14 protein-coding genes are annotated in these 16048 nt (G+C 43.6%); 5 read left to right on the forward strand and 9 right to left on the reverse strand.

What is annotated here, in order from left to right; all coding sequences use genetic code 11:
* Positions 1–139 precede the first annotated feature (139 nt).
* From accA to EP737_RS09950, 5 genes are all read right to left on the reverse strand, one after another.
* Positions 140–1114, reverse strand: coding sequence for an acetyl-CoA carboxylase carboxyl transferase subunit alpha (accA, locus tag EP737_RS09930; RefSeq protein WP_129727813.1), 975 nt, complete (start codon positions 1112–1114; stop codon positions 140–142).
* The gene (accD, locus tag EP737_RS09935; protein ID WP_129727814.1) at positions 1102–1971 is read right to left on the reverse strand and encodes an acetyl-CoA carboxylase, carboxyltransferase subunit beta; all 870 of its coding nucleotides are present in this window, start codon (positions 1969–1971) and stop codon (positions 1102–1104) included. Before accD ends, accA begins: the two co-directional genes overlap by 13 nt.
* 115 nt (positions 1972–2086) lie before the next feature.
* The gene (locus tag EP737_RS09940) at positions 2087–2668 is read right to left on the reverse strand and encodes a FadR/GntR family transcriptional regulator (protein WP_425455877.1); all 582 of its coding nucleotides are present in this window, start codon (positions 2666–2668) and stop codon (positions 2087–2089) included.
* A 71-nt stretch (positions 2669–2739) separates the two neighbouring features.
* The gene (gene ystJ / locus EP737_RS09945; RefSeq protein ID WP_129727816.1) at positions 2740–3978 is read right to left on the reverse strand and encodes an NADP-dependent malic enzyme; all 1239 of its coding nucleotides are present in this window, start codon (positions 3976–3978) and stop codon (positions 2740–2742) included.
* A gap of 108 nt (positions 3979–4086) precedes the next feature.
* Positions 4087–7443 (reverse strand): DNA polymerase III subunit alpha, encoded by a 3357-nt coding sequence (locus EP737_RS09950; protein ID WP_129727817.1) that lies wholly within the window; start codon positions 7441–7443, stop codon positions 4087–4089.
* Between the two features lie 785 nt (positions 7444–8228).
* Between EP737_RS09950 and ytrH the strand changes: the two genes are divergently transcribed.
* Positions 8229–8594, forward strand: coding sequence for a sporulation membrane protein YtrH (gene ytrH / locus EP737_RS09955; protein ID WP_342044733.1), 366 nt, complete (start codon positions 8229–8231; stop codon positions 8592–8594).
* Entirely contained in the window at positions 8591–9091 is a 501-nt protein-coding gene (gene ytrI, locus EP737_RS09960; RefSeq protein ID WP_129727819.1) for a sporulation membrane protein YtrI, read from the forward strand. Before ytrH ends, ytrI begins: the two co-directional genes overlap by 4 nt.
* 190 nt (positions 9092–9281) lie before the next feature.
* On the opposite strand, the gene EP737_RS09965 is transcribed toward ytrI, so the two are convergent.
* A complete protein-coding gene (locus EP737_RS09965; RefSeq protein ID WP_129727820.1) occupies positions 9282–10217 on the reverse strand; it encodes a DHH family phosphoesterase in 936 nt (311 codons plus the stop codon).
* 121 nt (positions 10218–10338) lie between these two features.
* On the opposite strand from EP737_RS09965, the gene EP737_RS09970 reads away from it, so the two are divergent.
* Positions 10339–10638, forward strand: a complete 300-nt coding sequence (locus EP737_RS09970; protein WP_129727821.1) for a YtpI family protein — start codon at positions 10339–10341, stop codon at positions 10636–10638.
* A 243-nt stretch (positions 10639–10881) separates the two neighbouring features.
* On the opposite strand, the gene EP737_RS09975 is transcribed toward EP737_RS09970, so the two are convergent.
* Both EP737_RS09975 and EP737_RS09980 read right to left on the reverse strand, forming a co-directional pair.
* Positions 10882–12195 (reverse strand): DRTGG domain-containing protein, encoded by a 1314-nt coding sequence (locus EP737_RS09975; protein ID WP_129727822.1) that lies wholly within the window; start codon positions 12193–12195, stop codon positions 10882–10884.
* 228 nt (positions 12196–12423) lie between these two features.
* Positions 12424–13107 (reverse strand): metal-dependent hydrolase, encoded by a 684-nt coding sequence (locus EP737_RS09980; RefSeq protein WP_129727823.1) that lies wholly within the window; start codon positions 13105–13107, stop codon positions 12424–12426.
* Positions 13108–13275: 168 nt separating this feature from the next.
* Between EP737_RS09980 and EP737_RS09985 the strand changes: the two genes are divergently transcribed.
* Positions 13276–14376 carry a M24 family metallopeptidase gene (locus EP737_RS09985; RefSeq protein WP_129727824.1) on the forward strand — a complete coding sequence of 367 codons (1101 nt, stop codon included), beginning with the start codon at positions 13276–13278 and terminating at the stop codon, positions 14374–14376.
* Between the two features lie 107 nt (positions 14377–14483).
* The gene (locus tag EP737_RS09990) at positions 14484–14747 is read left to right on the forward strand and encodes a hypothetical protein (protein ID WP_129727825.1); all 264 of its coding nucleotides are present in this window, start codon (positions 14484–14486) and stop codon (positions 14745–14747) included.
* A 55-nt stretch (positions 14748–14802) separates the two neighbouring features.
* Here the strand turns inward: EP737_RS09990 and ald are convergent, their stop codons facing one another.
* Positions 14803–15918, reverse strand: coding sequence for an alanine dehydrogenase (ald, locus tag EP737_RS09995; RefSeq protein ID WP_129727826.1), 1116 nt, complete (start codon positions 15916–15918; stop codon positions 14803–14805).
* Between the last annotated feature and the right edge of the window lie 130 nt (positions 15919–16048).

Below are 16048 nucleotides of genomic sequence, written 5' to 3' on the forward strand. Positions count from 1 at the left end.
TCTACTTCAGTCCCCAAATTGTTCTCACACATAAAAGTTCCTGAACCGCATAGAACATATGAAAAGATTCCATACTCGGCTTCACTACAGAGACACGCTTGTTTGCCTGTCGACTAAACAAAACAGGGAGCTTACGCTTTTATTGTGCCCCAATTGATTCCTCAGCAAACGAAACCTGCCCCATTTTCATATACTTCTCATATCTTTGCTCAAGAAGCTCTTCTTCGGTCATCTGTCTTAGCTTCTCTAGTGACTGCCTCAGCACTTCATCCATGAGTTTCGCCTGCTGCTTCACATCACGATGTGCTCCTCCCCGCACCTCAGGAATGATTTCATCAATAATGCCCAGACGCTTCAAATCCGCTGCCGTAATGCCCATCGCCTCTGCTGCTTCCTTTGCTTTGCTTGCATCTTTCCAAAGAATAGTTGCGGCCCCTTCTGGAGAAATAACAGAATACGTTGAATTCTCCAGCATATGCACATAATTCCCGACACCGAGTCCTAATGCGCCGCCGCTTCCTCCTTCACCAATGACAATACAGACAATCGGAACGGCTAGGCCTGCCATTTCAAACAAGTTACGCGCAATTGCCTCACTTTGTCCGCGCTCCTCCGCTGCCATTCCCGGATATGCGCCCTTCGTATCAATAAAACAAACAATCGGACGCTTAAATTTTTCAGCCTGTTTCATTAAACGAAGTGCCTTTCGGTAGCCTTCAGGATGGGGCATACCAAAGTTACGGCGAATATTCTCCTTCGTATCCTTCCCACGCTGATGTCCAATTACCGTTATGGGAGTGCCTTTGTACTTGGCGATCCCTCCAACAATAGCAGCATCATCTCCAAAAGCACGGTCACCGTGGCACTCGAAAAAGTCTGTAAACAGATGTTCAATATAATCTAGAGTTGTCGGTCGCTCCGCATGACGGGCTATTTGTACCCGATCCCACACCTTCATGCTGCCGTATACTTCGTTCTCCAAATTCTCGAGTTTCGCCTCTAGAATACGAATCTCCTCACTAAAGTCCATTTGGCTGTTATTCGTATATTCTTTCAGTTCGCGAATTTTATTTCGCAGCTGGACAATGGGCTTTTCAAATTCTAATTCTGCCACTGCTCCGTCCCCCCTACATGATGAATCCCTACAATCGTACTCAATGTTTCCTTCATTTCAAGACGGTTCACCACTGCATCTAGCTGCCCATGCTGGAGCAAAAACTCCGCAGTCTGAAAATCCTCTGGCAGCTCCTCGCGCACCGTTTGTTGAATGACACGTCGTCCTGCAAACCCAATTAGAGCACCAGGTTCCGCTAGGTTATAGTCTCCAAGTGATGCAAAGCTTGCTGAAACACCGCCCGTAGTTGGGTGAGTCATAACAGAAATAATAAGACCTCCGTTTGTACTAAAACGTTTTAGCGCAGCACTTGTTTTTGCCATTTGCATTAGACTCAATACACCTTCTTGCATTCTTGCACCGCCTGATGCTGTGAAAATGAGGAACGGCACTTGCAGTTCCCCTGCTTTCTCAATCGCGCGCGCAATCTTCTCTCCGACGACTGAACCCATGCTCCCCATACGAAAACGCGAATCCATTACCGCGACAACAACAAGCATCTCATCAATTGTTCCCTCGCCCGTTACAACTGCTTCATTGAGCTTTGTTCGCTTGCGGTCTCCCTCTAACTTTTCCTCGTAGCCTTCAAACTGGAGCGGATTTGCCGAAATCATCTCTTGATCATATTCTACAAACGACTGTTCATCCAGTAAGCTGTCTAGTCGCTCCCATGCATTCATCGGATGATGATAGCCGCAGTTCGCACACACCTTTAGGTTTTTTAGAAGCTCCTTTGTATACATAATTTTTTTACACTCTGGACACTTGGTCATTAGGCCGTCCGGAACATCTCTTCTCATTTGCTCTGAAGGAATTGCTGCATATTTCTTTTTCTTAATAAACAAATCTCTTAGCACATTACCCCTCCTTTATAATAGATACAGCTTTATCCATATCGAAAACAAGCTGACCTTTCTCTTTACCTTATATGTTGCTAAATAGGATTGATGTCGTTTCGGTATGTTCTAAAACTTACATGTGCACCAGGATTACTTTTGAAGCCTCCTCGTAGCAATGCATTATCTGTTCCATATCCTTGTTTTCTATTGCTCTATAAATGTTCTTATAAGAGGTTATATCTTCCAATGGCACTTCGGCTTTATAGGAAAATGTTGCTGCATACTCGCTCACAATAAGCCAAATACGGTATAACAGATGATTATCTGTAAGCTCAACAGCCTGCTTAAAAAATGCTTGATGAAAAAGGAGTAACGATGTTTCATTGGAGGAAAGAAGCTCCGAAAGCGGCAAAAGCTGTTCTTTTGTTTTGCCAAGCAAAAGGCTCAATATATTTCGTTCGAGCAGCATCTTCACCTGCAGTAAATCTTGCTTTGTCTTTTCATCTTGCAGCAAAAAGGCTGCAATTAACTGGACAAGACCGTTCTCGTAAAAGCGCTTCACAAACGTCCCTTCCCCGCGGCGTGTTTCAATTAACCCTACAAGCTCTAGTGCGCGAAGCGCCTCACGTACAGAGGAACGCCCCACATTCAGACGTGCACTCAGCTCCCTTTCTGAAGGGAGACGGTCGCCGGCCTTGAGACCATCTCCCTCCATAATGGAACGAATTTGATGAACGATTTCTAGATATATCTTCGATTGTACTGCTGTCAATGAACATTCCCCACTTATTGTTTTCCTATAGTCGCCAATCTTCTTGTTTTCTCAGCTACTTCGTCTGGATTCACCTTCCGGCGCGCTACACCCGTCTCCATCGCTGCCTTTGCTACATATGCCGCGACCTGAGGAGCAACACGTGGATCAAATGGTGCCGGGATAATATAATCAGCCTGTAGCTCCTCATCTGATATGAGTCCTGCAATCGCCTGTACAGCAGCAACCTTCATCTCTTCATTAATTTGCGTCGCATGCACATCAAGTGCCCCGCGAAAAATTCCTGGAAACGCTAATACATTGTTCACCTGATTTGGGAAATCAGATCGTCCCGTTCCGATAACTGCTGCACCCGCTGCTTTCGCATCTGCCGGCATAATCTCCGGCACAGGATTCGCCATCGCAAAAATGATTGGCTGACGATTCATCGTTTGCACCATCTCTTTCGTGAGAGCTCCCTCTGCCGATACACCAATAAATACGTCTGCACCTTGAATAACATCAGCAAGCGATCCTTGCTTACGATCACGATTCGTATATTTTGCTATCTCATTTTTTACTGTGTTCATGCCAATTGGACGCCCTTCGTAAATAGCACCTTTTGTATCACACATAATAATATCGCGAACACCATAGTGATATAACAACTTCATAATCGCAATCCCAGCGGCGCCCGCTCCATTTGCGACAACTTTAACTTCAGACATCTTTTTACCTACTAATTTCAAAGCATTCACAAGTCCTGCCACCGTAACAATTGCAGTCCCGTGCTGATCATCGTGAAACACAGGAATGTTTATTTCCTTCTTCAAGCGTTCTTCTATAACAAAACAGTTTGGTGCTGCGATATCCTCAAGGTTCACGCCGCCAAATGTTGGTTCCATTAACTTAACAGTTTCAATAATTTTTTCTACATCGTTTGTATTTAAAGCAATTGGAAATGCATCAACACCAGCAAAGCTTTTAAACAACACCGCTTTTCCTTCCATAACAGGCAGCGCCGCCTCTGGACCTATATTCCCTAAACCCAATACAGCTGTGCCATCCGTTACAACAGCGACCAAGTTCCCCTTCACTGTATATTCGTACACCTTGCTTTTATCGTCATAGATAGCTTTGCACGGCTCTGCCACGCCTGGTGAATACGCAAGACTTAAATCCTTTGCATTTGCCACCTTAACCTTTGAAACTGTTTCAAGCTTTCCTTGGTGTACTCGGTGCATATGTAAAGCTTCATCGCGAAGTGTTGACAAAACGCTCACTCTCCTCATATTGGATTGCTGCTTCGTTTTTCTGCTCTCCAAAGTGGTCTGACCACGAGCTTCATTATTACTATAATGGACAAGATACAAAAAAGTCTATCACATTTTTAATGCAACGTTATCCGCACCTGAAATTTCCTTTAGCACTTTTATACACTCTTCATTAGGATGTACAGAAAAAGGACGGGATAACTGTACCATTTTATGTTCTTTTTCATAGTAAATAAATACTTGGGCAAGTCCCGGATAATGCAATAAAGTTTTCGTGATTTTTGCAAACAGACCTTTGTCATATTGAGACGGGAGTTTGATATACAAACGTTTATTCTGTTCCGCTTCGTATTCCTCTATGCGTTCGAGTGGATATATACCACTAACTACCCACTGCTTTCGGCCATTACGTACACTCATCGCCCCTTCAAGCAGCAATGTGCTATCCTCTTGCACAATAGAACGGAACTGCGCATACGTATCTGGAAATACGACTGCCTCCCATTCTTCCTCTTTATCACAGATAGTCAAAAAGGCCATATTTTGCATTGCTTTTGTCCGAATTACTTTCACCTCTACTATAAATACAATCGAACGAATACTTTTACTTTGGCTTTGAACTGCCTCCGAAAGTGTCGGAATTTGCAACTCCTGTATAAAGGATTCATATTCCTGCGTCGGATAACCAGATACATATAAACCTAGCGTTTCTTTTTCTAAGCGAAGCCGTGCCGCAAATTGCATCGGGGGTGCTTCTGCATACGACGGTTTCGGTACAAGATCCTCATCCAAAAACATCTCAGCTTGGTTTGCATCATCCGGTCTAACAAGTGCGGCATATTCTAATGCCGTATCTATGCTTGCAAGCAAGGAAGCCCGTTCTACTCCAAAACAGTCAAAGCAGCCTGCTCCAATCAGCAATTCTAGATGCTTTCGATTTGCTGTTCGCGACGGCAAACGGACACAGAATTGAAACAGGTCTGTAAATGCCCCTTTGCGCCGCTCCTGCAAAATATCTCTTACCGTTGCGCTGCCGATACCGCGAATGCCAAGCAAGCTATATCGAATTCCCTCTTCCTCCGGGTAAAATCGGTAATCACTAGTTTGAATAGAGGGAGGAAAGATTTGTACATTCTTTCGCTTTGCTTCACGTACATACTGCATCATGCGTTCTTCATTGCCGATCGCGCTTGTTAAAAGGGCTGCCATAAAGGCAATGGGGTAATTCGCTTTTAAATACGCAAGCTGATAGGCAATCATACTATAGGCGACAGCATGACTTCTATTAAAGCCATAATTAGCGAAACGGACAATTAAATCATATACAGCCTGAGCCGTCGCTTCGTCATAACCCTTATCTAAACAGCCGCTTACAAACGGCTTCCTCTCTCGATCCAAAATCTCATGCTTTTTCTTGCTCACTGCTCGGCGCAGCAAATCTGCTTCACCAAGAGAAAAACCTGCCATCTTAGAAGCAATTTCCATAATTTGCTCTTGATATACTACAACGCCATATGTTTTTTTCAAAATCGGCTCTAGGTCCGGATGCGGGTATTCCACAGTTCTCTTTCCGTGCTTCGCTTCAATAAAAGCAGGAATTTGTTCCATTGGTCCAGGTCTATACAGAGCATTGACAGCGACAATATCCTCGAACACAGTAGGCTGAAGCGCCTTCAAGACATTGCGCATCCCTGATGATTCAAGCTGAAACACCCCTGTCGTATCCCCTTGTCCAAGCAATGAAAAGGTTGCTTCATCATCAAGAGGCAGGCGCTGCAAATCAACTACTTCCCCGCTCGTTTCAGTAATAAGGCTGCAAATATTCTCTAAAATCGTAAGATTACGCAAGCCAAGAAAATCGATTTTAAGTAATCCAAGCTCTTCTAATACCTCTGCAGGGTACTGTGTAATATAGACATCATTATGCCCCTGCTGCACTGCTACACTATTTGTAAGCGGAGCAGCGCTTAAAATCACGCCTGCTGCATGGATAGATGTATGCCGCGGCATTCCCTCTACACGCTTAGCAACTGAAAACACACGCTCGTATCTTGGATTGCTTGCCGTATACTCCCGCAAAGCTGCGGAATCCTCATATGCCTGCTCCAAAGTAATCCCGACGCGCGAGGGAATAAGGCGTGAAAACTGCTCCATTTCGCGCTGTGACAGCCCCATCACACGCCCGATATCACGTACTGCAGCTTTTGCAGCCAGCGTACCAAATGTAATAATTTGTGCTGCATGCAGCTGACCATATTTCTGCGCAACATACGAAATAATTTCGTCGCGGCGGACATCAGGAAAATCAATATCAATATCAGGCATTGTTACACGCTCTGGATTTAAAAATCTCTCAAATAATAGCCTATATTGAATAGGATCAATATTTGTGATTTCCAATACATACGCAACAAGCGAGCCAGCAGCCGACCCACGGCCCGGTCCCGTTAACATACGCAGATTATGTGCATACTTCATAAAATCCCATACAATCAAAAAGTAATCACTAAAGCCCATGCGACTAATAACATGCAGCTCATGCTGCAGCCGCCCTCTATGTACATCCGTTATATGCTCATAGCGCTTACGGAGCCCTTCCTCACAAATGCGCCGCAAAAACTCATCTGACGTTTCGCCCGTATCGATTGGAAACTCTGGCAAACGGCTCTCATGAAAGGTCACTTCAACGCGACATCGCTGTGCAATCTGCACTGTATGATCGAGCGCTTCTGGAAGAAAAGAAAATAACCCCTCCATTTGTTCTACTGATTTTAAATCATATTCCTCCGTCTTAAGACGAGGCCTGTTTGTGTCCTCTACCTTTACACCGTGCTCGATGCATAGCAAGCAATCTTGAACAAAGGCATCTGTTTTATCCACATAATGAACGTCATTAGCTGCTACAAGCGGCACATGCATGTCCTCACTCAACTGCAGCAAACGTGCTTGCAGCAACCTTTCCTCAGGTAAGCCGTGATTTTGTATACTAAGATAAAAGGACGAAAACATCTCCAGATAGTCGGCAATCACTGTCCGCGCCTGCTCATCCTCCTGCTGAAGCAGCAGCTGCTCCACTTCTCCATTTAACCCCGGTGAAATAGCGATTAATCCTTCAGCGTAACGAGCGAGCCATTTCTTAGGAATCCCGTCCCTAGTTTTCGTCATAATCGTACTTGAAATCTTAAGTAAATTCTGATATCCCGTCTCAGTTTCAGCCAACAATACGAGCGGATATGACGAAGATGCTCCTTCCTCCAATACGGAGGCTGTTAACCCGATAATTGGATGTATACCCGCTGCCTTGCATGCTTTATAAAACGGAATCACACCATACATGACGTTTTGATCCGTAATGGCAAGTGCCTGAAATCCTAGTTCCTTCGCACGGCGTACAAGCGGTTCGATTTTGCATGCGCTTTGCAACAAGCTATACACAGTTTGACATTGCAAATGCACGAATGTCACTTGCTGCACCCCATTTCCTCACATATTCACATTCTTTCATTATAGTTGATGGTTTGTTGTGAAATCAAAACATACTCTCCAGCTACTGTCCATATACATAGTGATAAAGAAAACTCGCCGACTGGCGAGCCCCACTCTTGGGCGAAGACAGAGGCGTAGTTGCACTTATACTGGATTCCTAAAATTCCCCACTACGTCGAATGAACTTCTAGCTGGGCATTTATACTTTCTTACAGTGTAAAGAAAACTCGCCGACTGGCGAGCCCCACTCTTGGGTGAAGACCGAGGCGTAGTTGCACTTATACTGGATTCCTAAAATTCCCCACTACGTCGAATGAACTTCTAGCTGGGCATTTATACTTTCTTACAGTGTAAAGAAAACTCGCCGACTGGCGAGCCCCACTCTTGGGCGAAGACAGAGGCGTAGTTGCACTTATACTGGATTCCTAAAATTCCCCACTACGTCAAATGAACTTCCAGCTGGGCATTTATACTTTCTTACAGTGTAAAGAAAACTCGCCGACTGGTGAGCCCTGCCCCCGGGCGAAGATAGAAGCGTACACAGAGCAGGGATAATTCCTGAAGAATACCGTATGTTCCTTACCACGAAACGCAATGTGTACCTGTTCTTATTGTCAGGGGAAGTATTAGCGTACATCGGACAATAGAGAAGCAAACACAGATTGATTTGCTTTCAGAAGAGAAGGCTCCTAGCCCGCAGAAAGCACTTGTCACAGCGGGTATTGTTACGAAAGAGCAATGTGCAATGTGCACCAAACGAATACATTCTGATTTCTTGTAAAGGGGTGGTCGCCTTGGAAGTAAAGCAAACATTTTTGTCTCTTCTCATTACGAGTTACTTCATTGCCTTTGGCGTTATGCTCGGAGGATCACTGCTTGGAGGCCTCGGATCATTTTTGGCGGGAGAACCGCCGCTTACTATGATTAAGCGATTCTCAGATAGCCTGCGTATTTGGGCGCTCGTGGCGGCAATCGGCGGAACATTTGATACCTTTTACAGCTTTGAACGCGGTATTTTTCAGGGCGAGACGAGAGATATCATCAAACAGGTGCTGTTGATTTTATTTGCTATGGGCGGTATGCAGACTGGGCTTACGATCATTAAATGGCTGACACAGGAGCACGTATGAGAATCCCTCCATTATATAAAACGAGAACATGGCAAATGTTTTTTGCGGGAGCAGCGATTGGGGGCGTACTAAGCTGGATTATTTTTTTGTATATGTACGGAATTTATCATGAAGAACAAACATCCACAATTGCAAAGCAACAACTGAAAATACAAGCGTTAGAGCAAGACAAGCATTTGCTGATCGAAGACCAAAAAAAGCAGAATGAGCAAAATAAACGTATCTTAACGATTCAAGACATTAAAATTACCATCACCAACCATGATGCCTATGATTTAGACGGTCTGGCTGTTCACACACTCACCACTGCTGTACGGAATGACCTGCGGGAGTTGCTTACACAGGACATTCAAAGCGTTGCAAAAAATAAAGCACTTCTAAAAAAGGCAATTGAAAACAAAACATATGAGCGAGATGAGCGGCAATATAGATTCAAGGTCGACTCCATCTATTTCGACACGGTATTGGAAATCTCCTTGAAAATTGCAGATAAATAGAAAAAAGCCAATTGTCCCAACCGCACGGGGTAATTGGCTTTTTCGCACTGTAAGAAATTATAAATTTTCAGCTAGAAGTCATGCTGCACAGGCGGAAATGTTAGGAGTACAGTGTAAGGATAAGGGCAACTACGCTTCTTTCTTCGCCTACCAGCTCGCCAATCAGCAAGTTTTCTATAAAAATCCTCTATTATTGTCTGCAAAGTGCGCGTAAATCTTCAATAAGCGCATCTGCTTCCTCCCATGAATGGACTGTTGCACCAGATGCTAACGGATGCCCTCCGCCATTATATTGAGCCGCTAGCTTATTAATCACAAGACCCTTGGAACGAAGACGAACACGAATGGATTCCTTCTCCTCAAGGAACAAGACCCATGCACGTATACCCGCGATGCTTCCAAGTGTTCCAACGACCGATGAAGCCTCCGCTGTTGTAACGCCAAACTTCTCCATCGTCTCACGGGAAATTTTAATATAGGATGCCCCTTCCTCCGTGAGCTCAAAATTTTGCAAAATATAGCCATTTAAACGCGACAGACTAACGCTCGTCTTGTACATTTCATTATACAGTTCTGGAAAATCAATGCCCATTGCCACAAGCTGCGCCGCATATTCAAATGTTTTGGGCGACGTGTTGCGGAATAAGAAGCGGCCTGTATCACCAACAATACCGCCAAAGATAAGGCGTGCTGATTCCTCTGTTAACACAAGGCCTTTGTCTTGTCCGTATAAATAAAACTCATAAATCATCTCGCTGCATGAGCTTGCCGTCGTATCAACCCACAACAAATCTCCGTACGGCGTTGCATTCGGATGATGGTCAATTTTAATTAACATTTTTCCATTTTTATAACGTTGGTCACAAATGCGATCCTCGTTGGCTGTATCACATACAATAACCAATGCATTTTCATATGTACTGTCATCTACATTATCCATGATACGCATATAAGAAAGTGTTGGTTCATTCGCCCCGGTCATATAGATGTTTTTCTCCGGGAACGATGCTTGCAGCATGGTACCAAGTCCGCATTGTGATCCTAATGCATCCGGATCTGGACGAATATGACGATGAACAATAATCGTATCAAATTGCTTAATAGCCTCTAAAATTTGTTCTTTCATAGCTTTATAAATCTCCTTTTCTTCGTAGCTCCTGCTCTTATCATACACGAAAACACTTCAAGCAGCAGGAAAATTCAGCTAAAATAAAAATAAATGCATATTAACTGGAGGGTTGTGGGTCATGCCTGTATTAGCTGTTTTCATCGTCGTTTCATTTATGTTTTACCTGTTTTACAAAACCAAGTATTTTCGTACACACCGACCAATGGAGAAGAGATGGCTTTCTGGAAAATCAAGCATGGCACTTGGACTATTTGTTCTGTTGTTCGGATTAAATCAATTTTTTGTCCACCTCTCTACAGTAAGCATCATTGTAGGAGTATTGTTTATCCTGATAGGAGGCGCAAGTGCCTATAACGGCTTTCGCCAATACAAACATTTTCTTCCTCTTGCTATAGAAGAAGCTGAAAAATTAAGTTAACAGAGATAAAGCTATCTACCCATGGATAGCTTTTTCCTTTCTTTGTATCATACGCACAAATCTTCTAAAGAAAACTCGCCGATTGGCGAGCTCTGCTCCTGGGCGAAGACAGAGGCGTAGTTGCCCTTATACTGTATTCCTAAAATTTCCGACTATGTCGAATTGGCTTTCAGCTGGAAATTTATACTTTCTTACAGTGTAAAAAATAACGGGCATAGAGAGCTAAAATGAAACTCTATTTTACTAGCGATCGATTAGCTGCACCATTAAAAGTGCTTTTCCGACAACCGCCCCTTCCTGATACACCTCTACATCTACTTTTCCGAACTTTCTTCCAACTTCCATCACCTTTGGATGCACTTCGATAATCGTATCAATTTGCACTGGCTTAACAAAGTAAATTGTTAAGTTTTCTACGACAAGATCTCCCTTTTTATGTACGCGCAGCACCCGATTCGTCGCCTCTGTCACGATCGTTGTAAATACACCATATGATAAGGTTCCAATAGAGTTTGTCATTTGCGGTGTAACAGAAAAGCGGTACATACTCTCGTTCTTCGTTTCCTTTGTATCGATAAATTGATTAGTCACAATGTCCTCGATGGTCTCTCCGACCTGCGGCTGACGTTGAATCATCTGCAGCGCCTGCAAAACGTCCTGCCGGCTTAGAATCCCCTGCAGTCTGTTCTGCTCATCAACAACCGGGAGAAGTTCAATGCCTTCCCACACCATCATCCGTGCTGCCGAAGCAACAGATACCTTGCCATTTACCGTAATGGGGTTTTTTGTCATTACCTTTTCTACAGGTGTTTCAATCGATACTCCGATAATGTCCTTTGCCGTAATAATTCCGAGCACCTTTAAATTCTCGTCGATAATCGGATAACGACCATGGAGCGTTTCTTGACTATATTCATGCCACTTGGCAACTAAATCTGTCGGTCTAAATGAAATGGTTTTTTCGATTGGCGTTAAGATATCCTCTACAAGCACAATTTCTTTTTTGATCAGTTGGTCATAAATCGCACGGTTAATAAGTGTTGCAACTGTAAAGGTATCATAGCTGCTTGAAATAATTGGCAGCTTCAATTCATCTGCTAATTTTTTCACATGATCCTCTGTATCAAATCCGCCTGTAATCAGCACGGCTGCCCCGGCTTCTAACGCAAGCTGATGTGCCTGCGTGCGGTTTCCGACAATCAGCAGGTTTCCTGCATCCGTGTATCTCATCATAGCTTCAAGCTTCATCGCACCGATTACAAATTTATTTAAAGTCTTATGTAAGCCTTCCCGGCCACCAAGAACTTGTCCGTCTACAATGTTAATAACCTCGGCATATGTCAGTCTTTCAATGTTTTCCTTTTTCTTTTTCTCAATCCGGATCGTTCCAACACGTTCAATCGTGCTCACATAACCTTTATTCTCCGCATCTTTAATTGCTCGGTATGCCGTCCCTTCACTTACGTTCAAGTCCTTTGCAATTTGCCGCACCGAGATTTTGTGCCCTACCGGCAAGCTATTAATATGCTCTAAAATCTGATTGTGTTTCGTAGCCAAGCAGCTTCACCATACTTTCCTTCCAGCGTTATAATAACAATTATACTACAAAATGAATACTGTTACACTGGAAGTAAGGAGAGCTGTATTCATTTTTTTATAACACATTAAAAGGAGGCGTAGCCCTACTGATACTGTATACCTAAAATTCCCTCCTACGTCGAATGGACTTCTGGCTGACAATGTAAAAAAGAAGCGCCCCACCTCTAGGCACCTCTTTCCTTTGTTCTACAATTCAATTGCTTCCCCCGGCTGTAATACTTTCCCAACGCTGCCTTGCAGCATTTCCACAAAGTGATATGGATCCTGCTGAATCGGCGGGAATGTATTATAGTGCATTGGCACGACAACTTTTGCACCAAGCCATTGGGCTGCAAGCGCTGCATCCTCAGGCCCCATTGTGAAATTATCACCAATCGGCAAAAATGCTACGTCAATGGCATGACGGGAGCCAATCAGCTTCATGTCCGAAAACAGCGCTGTATCGCCTGCGTGATAAATCGTTTTTCCTTCTGCCGTAAACAAAATGCCAGCCGGCATGCCTGTATAGGTAATCGTCTTTGTTTGCTCGTCTATGTAAGCAGAACCGTGAAACGCTTGTGTAAGCTTTACCATCCCGAAGTCAAATTCACGAGAGCCCCCGATATGCATGCTGTGAGTTTTTACTCCCTGCCATCCCAAAAATGCTGCCAATTCGGCAGTTGCTACAACCAAAGCATCATTCTGTTTTGCAATCGCCACTGTGTCGCCAACGTGGTCACCATGACCATGCGTAAGTAAAATAGCATCAGCTTTTACCTCATCGGGCTTCAAGTCTGTCTGTGGATTTCCTGTTAAAAACGGGTCAATGAGAATTGTAAAATCATTTGTTTCAATTTTGACGACAGAATGACCGTGATAAGATACCTTCATTTCGTTTTCCTCCTTAAAATCTTTCTTCACCCCTTCTATTCTATAAACAAATTCTCTAGGTTTCAAAACAAATCCTTTAAATCTTTTATCCCTTTTAACACTTCCTCTCTTGTCATCGCAACAGAGAAACAGTAAAGTTATAATAACGAAACAAGGGAGGGTTGAGATATGAACCAACGGCTGCAAAATTTGATGCATTGGCTGCAGGAACGCGATATCGATGTAGCATTTCTTACCTCTACACCGAACGTATTTTACCTGAGCAAGTTTTATTGTGAGCCGCATGAGCGGCTGCTGGGACTGTTTATCTTTCCCGAAAGTGAGCCAATTTTAATTTGTCCTAAAATGGAAGAGCACCAAGTACGGCATGCAGGCTGGATGCACGAAGTGATTGGATACAGCGATACTGACAATATATGGTCGCTCATCTCAAAGACAATCGAAAAAAGAGGGCTTCGTGTTCACACAGCAGCAATCGAAAAGGAGCATTTAAACGTAGAACGGTATGAAAATCTTCAAAATCTGTTTCAAAATGCTCATTTTATTGCTGCAGAAGCAAAACTGCATGAGCTTCGCCTCATAAAGGATGAACAGGAGCTTACTATTTTACGCCAAGCTGCCTATATGGCAGACTATGCAATTGAAATAGGCGTAGGTGAAATCGCGGAAGGAAAAACAGAGCTGACAATTTTGGCAGCAATCGAAACAGAACTGAAGAAAAAAGGGATTCAACAGATGGCCTTTAATACGATGGTGCTAACTGGCACAAACTCAGCCTTGCCGCATGGCGCCCCAGGTGCGAACCGCATTCAGCGTGGGGACTTTGTGTTATTTGATTTAGGTGTAATTATCGATGGCTACTGTTCCGACATTACACGCACTGTTGCATTCGGAAATGTGACAGAAGAACAAAAACGCATATATGATACTGTACGCGATGCACAGCAAAAAGCAATTGATATGTGCAAGCCTGGTGTACCATTCGATACAATTGACCGCGCTGCACGCTCACATATTGAGCAAGCTGGATATGGAAATTATTTTCCGCACCGTCTCGGACACGGCTTAGGAATTAGCGTGCATGAGTATCCATCTGTTACGGATGCCAACACAACCCCCTTGCAAGAGGGAATGGTGTTCACAATTGAGCCTGGCATATACGTCCCTGCTATTGGTGGAGTGCGTATTGAGGATGATGTGTATGTAACAAAAAAGGGTACAGAAATCTTGACGAAATATCCAAAGGAATTACAAATTATTAAAAAATAATTATCTTTTTACAGTGGATTTTGTATATTTCGATACATTACTAGAAGGAATTTCTCTTCTCTATAGCGAAATGTACGAAATGCATTTATGGAAGGGGATCAAACATCATGGAATTCGAAGGAGCTCTAATTCAAGAAGAAGGTGTGACATTTGCAATTGCCGTTGTAGAAAACGGTCTATTTTATAATTCAGACGACTATATTAATCAAGTCCGGGATAAATTTGTACCATATTTTCCAAATGTTCCTATAGTTCTAGTAAGCAAGGATCGGAAAGGCAGACCAGTATATCATGGCAGAACAGAACTCACTTTATTTCTTGCCGGACTTGATTATCGAAAAATTGACTGGAAACGTTATAACGCCAGCTAATCTTATATAACAACATACACAAAAGGACCTATGATAAAATGGGTCCTTTGCGCTGTTACGAAAGAAGCGTAACTGCGTCTACATAGGGTAAGTCATGCGCTTGTGCAACAGCCTGATATGTGACATGACCATTTAATGTGTTGATCCCCTTTAGCAATGCTTCATTATCAAGACAGGCTCTCTTGTAGCCTTTTCTGGCAATTTGCACTGCATACGGTACCGTTACATTTGTGAGGGCAATGGTTGAGGTACGCGGCACAGCTCCCGGCATATTCGCCACAGCATAATGAACAACGCCATGCTTGATATAGGTTGGATTGTCGTGTGTTGTAAGATGATCCGTCGTTTCAAAAATACCACCTTGGTCAATGGCAACATCAACAATTACTGAGCCGGGCTCCATCGACTGAATGATGTCTGTACTTACAAGTTTCGGGGCCTTTGCGCCTGGAATGAGCACAGCTCCAATTACTAAATCACTTTCTCTCACCGTATGAGCAATATTATATGGGTTTGACATGAGGGTTGTAATGCGATGACCGAAAATATCATCCAACTCACGAAGACGCTGTGGATTTACATCAATCATCGTCACATTTGCACCTAAACCTACCGCAATTTTCGCTGCGTTTGTACCTGCCACCCCTCCGCCAATAATGGTTACCTGACCGCGTTTCACCCCCGGAACCCCACCAAGTAAAATTCCTTTTCCTCCTTTGGGCTTTTCAAGAAACTGGGCTCCTATTTGCGTAGCCATTCGACCTGCAACTTCACTCATCGGTGTCAGCAATGGTAATGATTGGTTTGTTAACTGTACTGTCTCGTAGGCTATACCAACTACCTTTTTCTCGCTCAGCGCTTTTGTTAGCTCGGGCTCCGCTGCAAGATGCAAATAGGTAAATAAAATTAATCCTTCCCGAAAATAAATGTACTCGCTTTGAATCGGCTCCTTGACTTTCATCACCATATCCATTGACCATGCCTCTTGCGCCGTACGTACAATAACAGCACCAGCTTTTTCATACTCCTTGTCTGTAAATCCGGAGCCAAGCCCTGCTTCCGTCTCAATATATACCTCATGTCCACCTCCAACGAGATGAATAACCCCCGCTGGCGTCATAGCTACACGGTTTTCGTTATTTTTAACTTCCTTTGGTATACCGATTCGCACTGCGCCTTCCCCCTTAAGATAATAAAAGCTCGTCTTCTGCTAGCATATGCAACAAAACGAAAAAATATTTAAGGCCCGTTCCCTATTTTGGATCTTTGTTTACAACTTCACAATCTTAATGAAATGCAGT

The organism is Ectobacillus funiculus, assembly GCF_004138295.1.
Classification (GTDB): Bacteria; Bacillota; Bacilli; order Bacillales; family Bacillaceae_G; genus Ectobacillus; species Ectobacillus funiculus.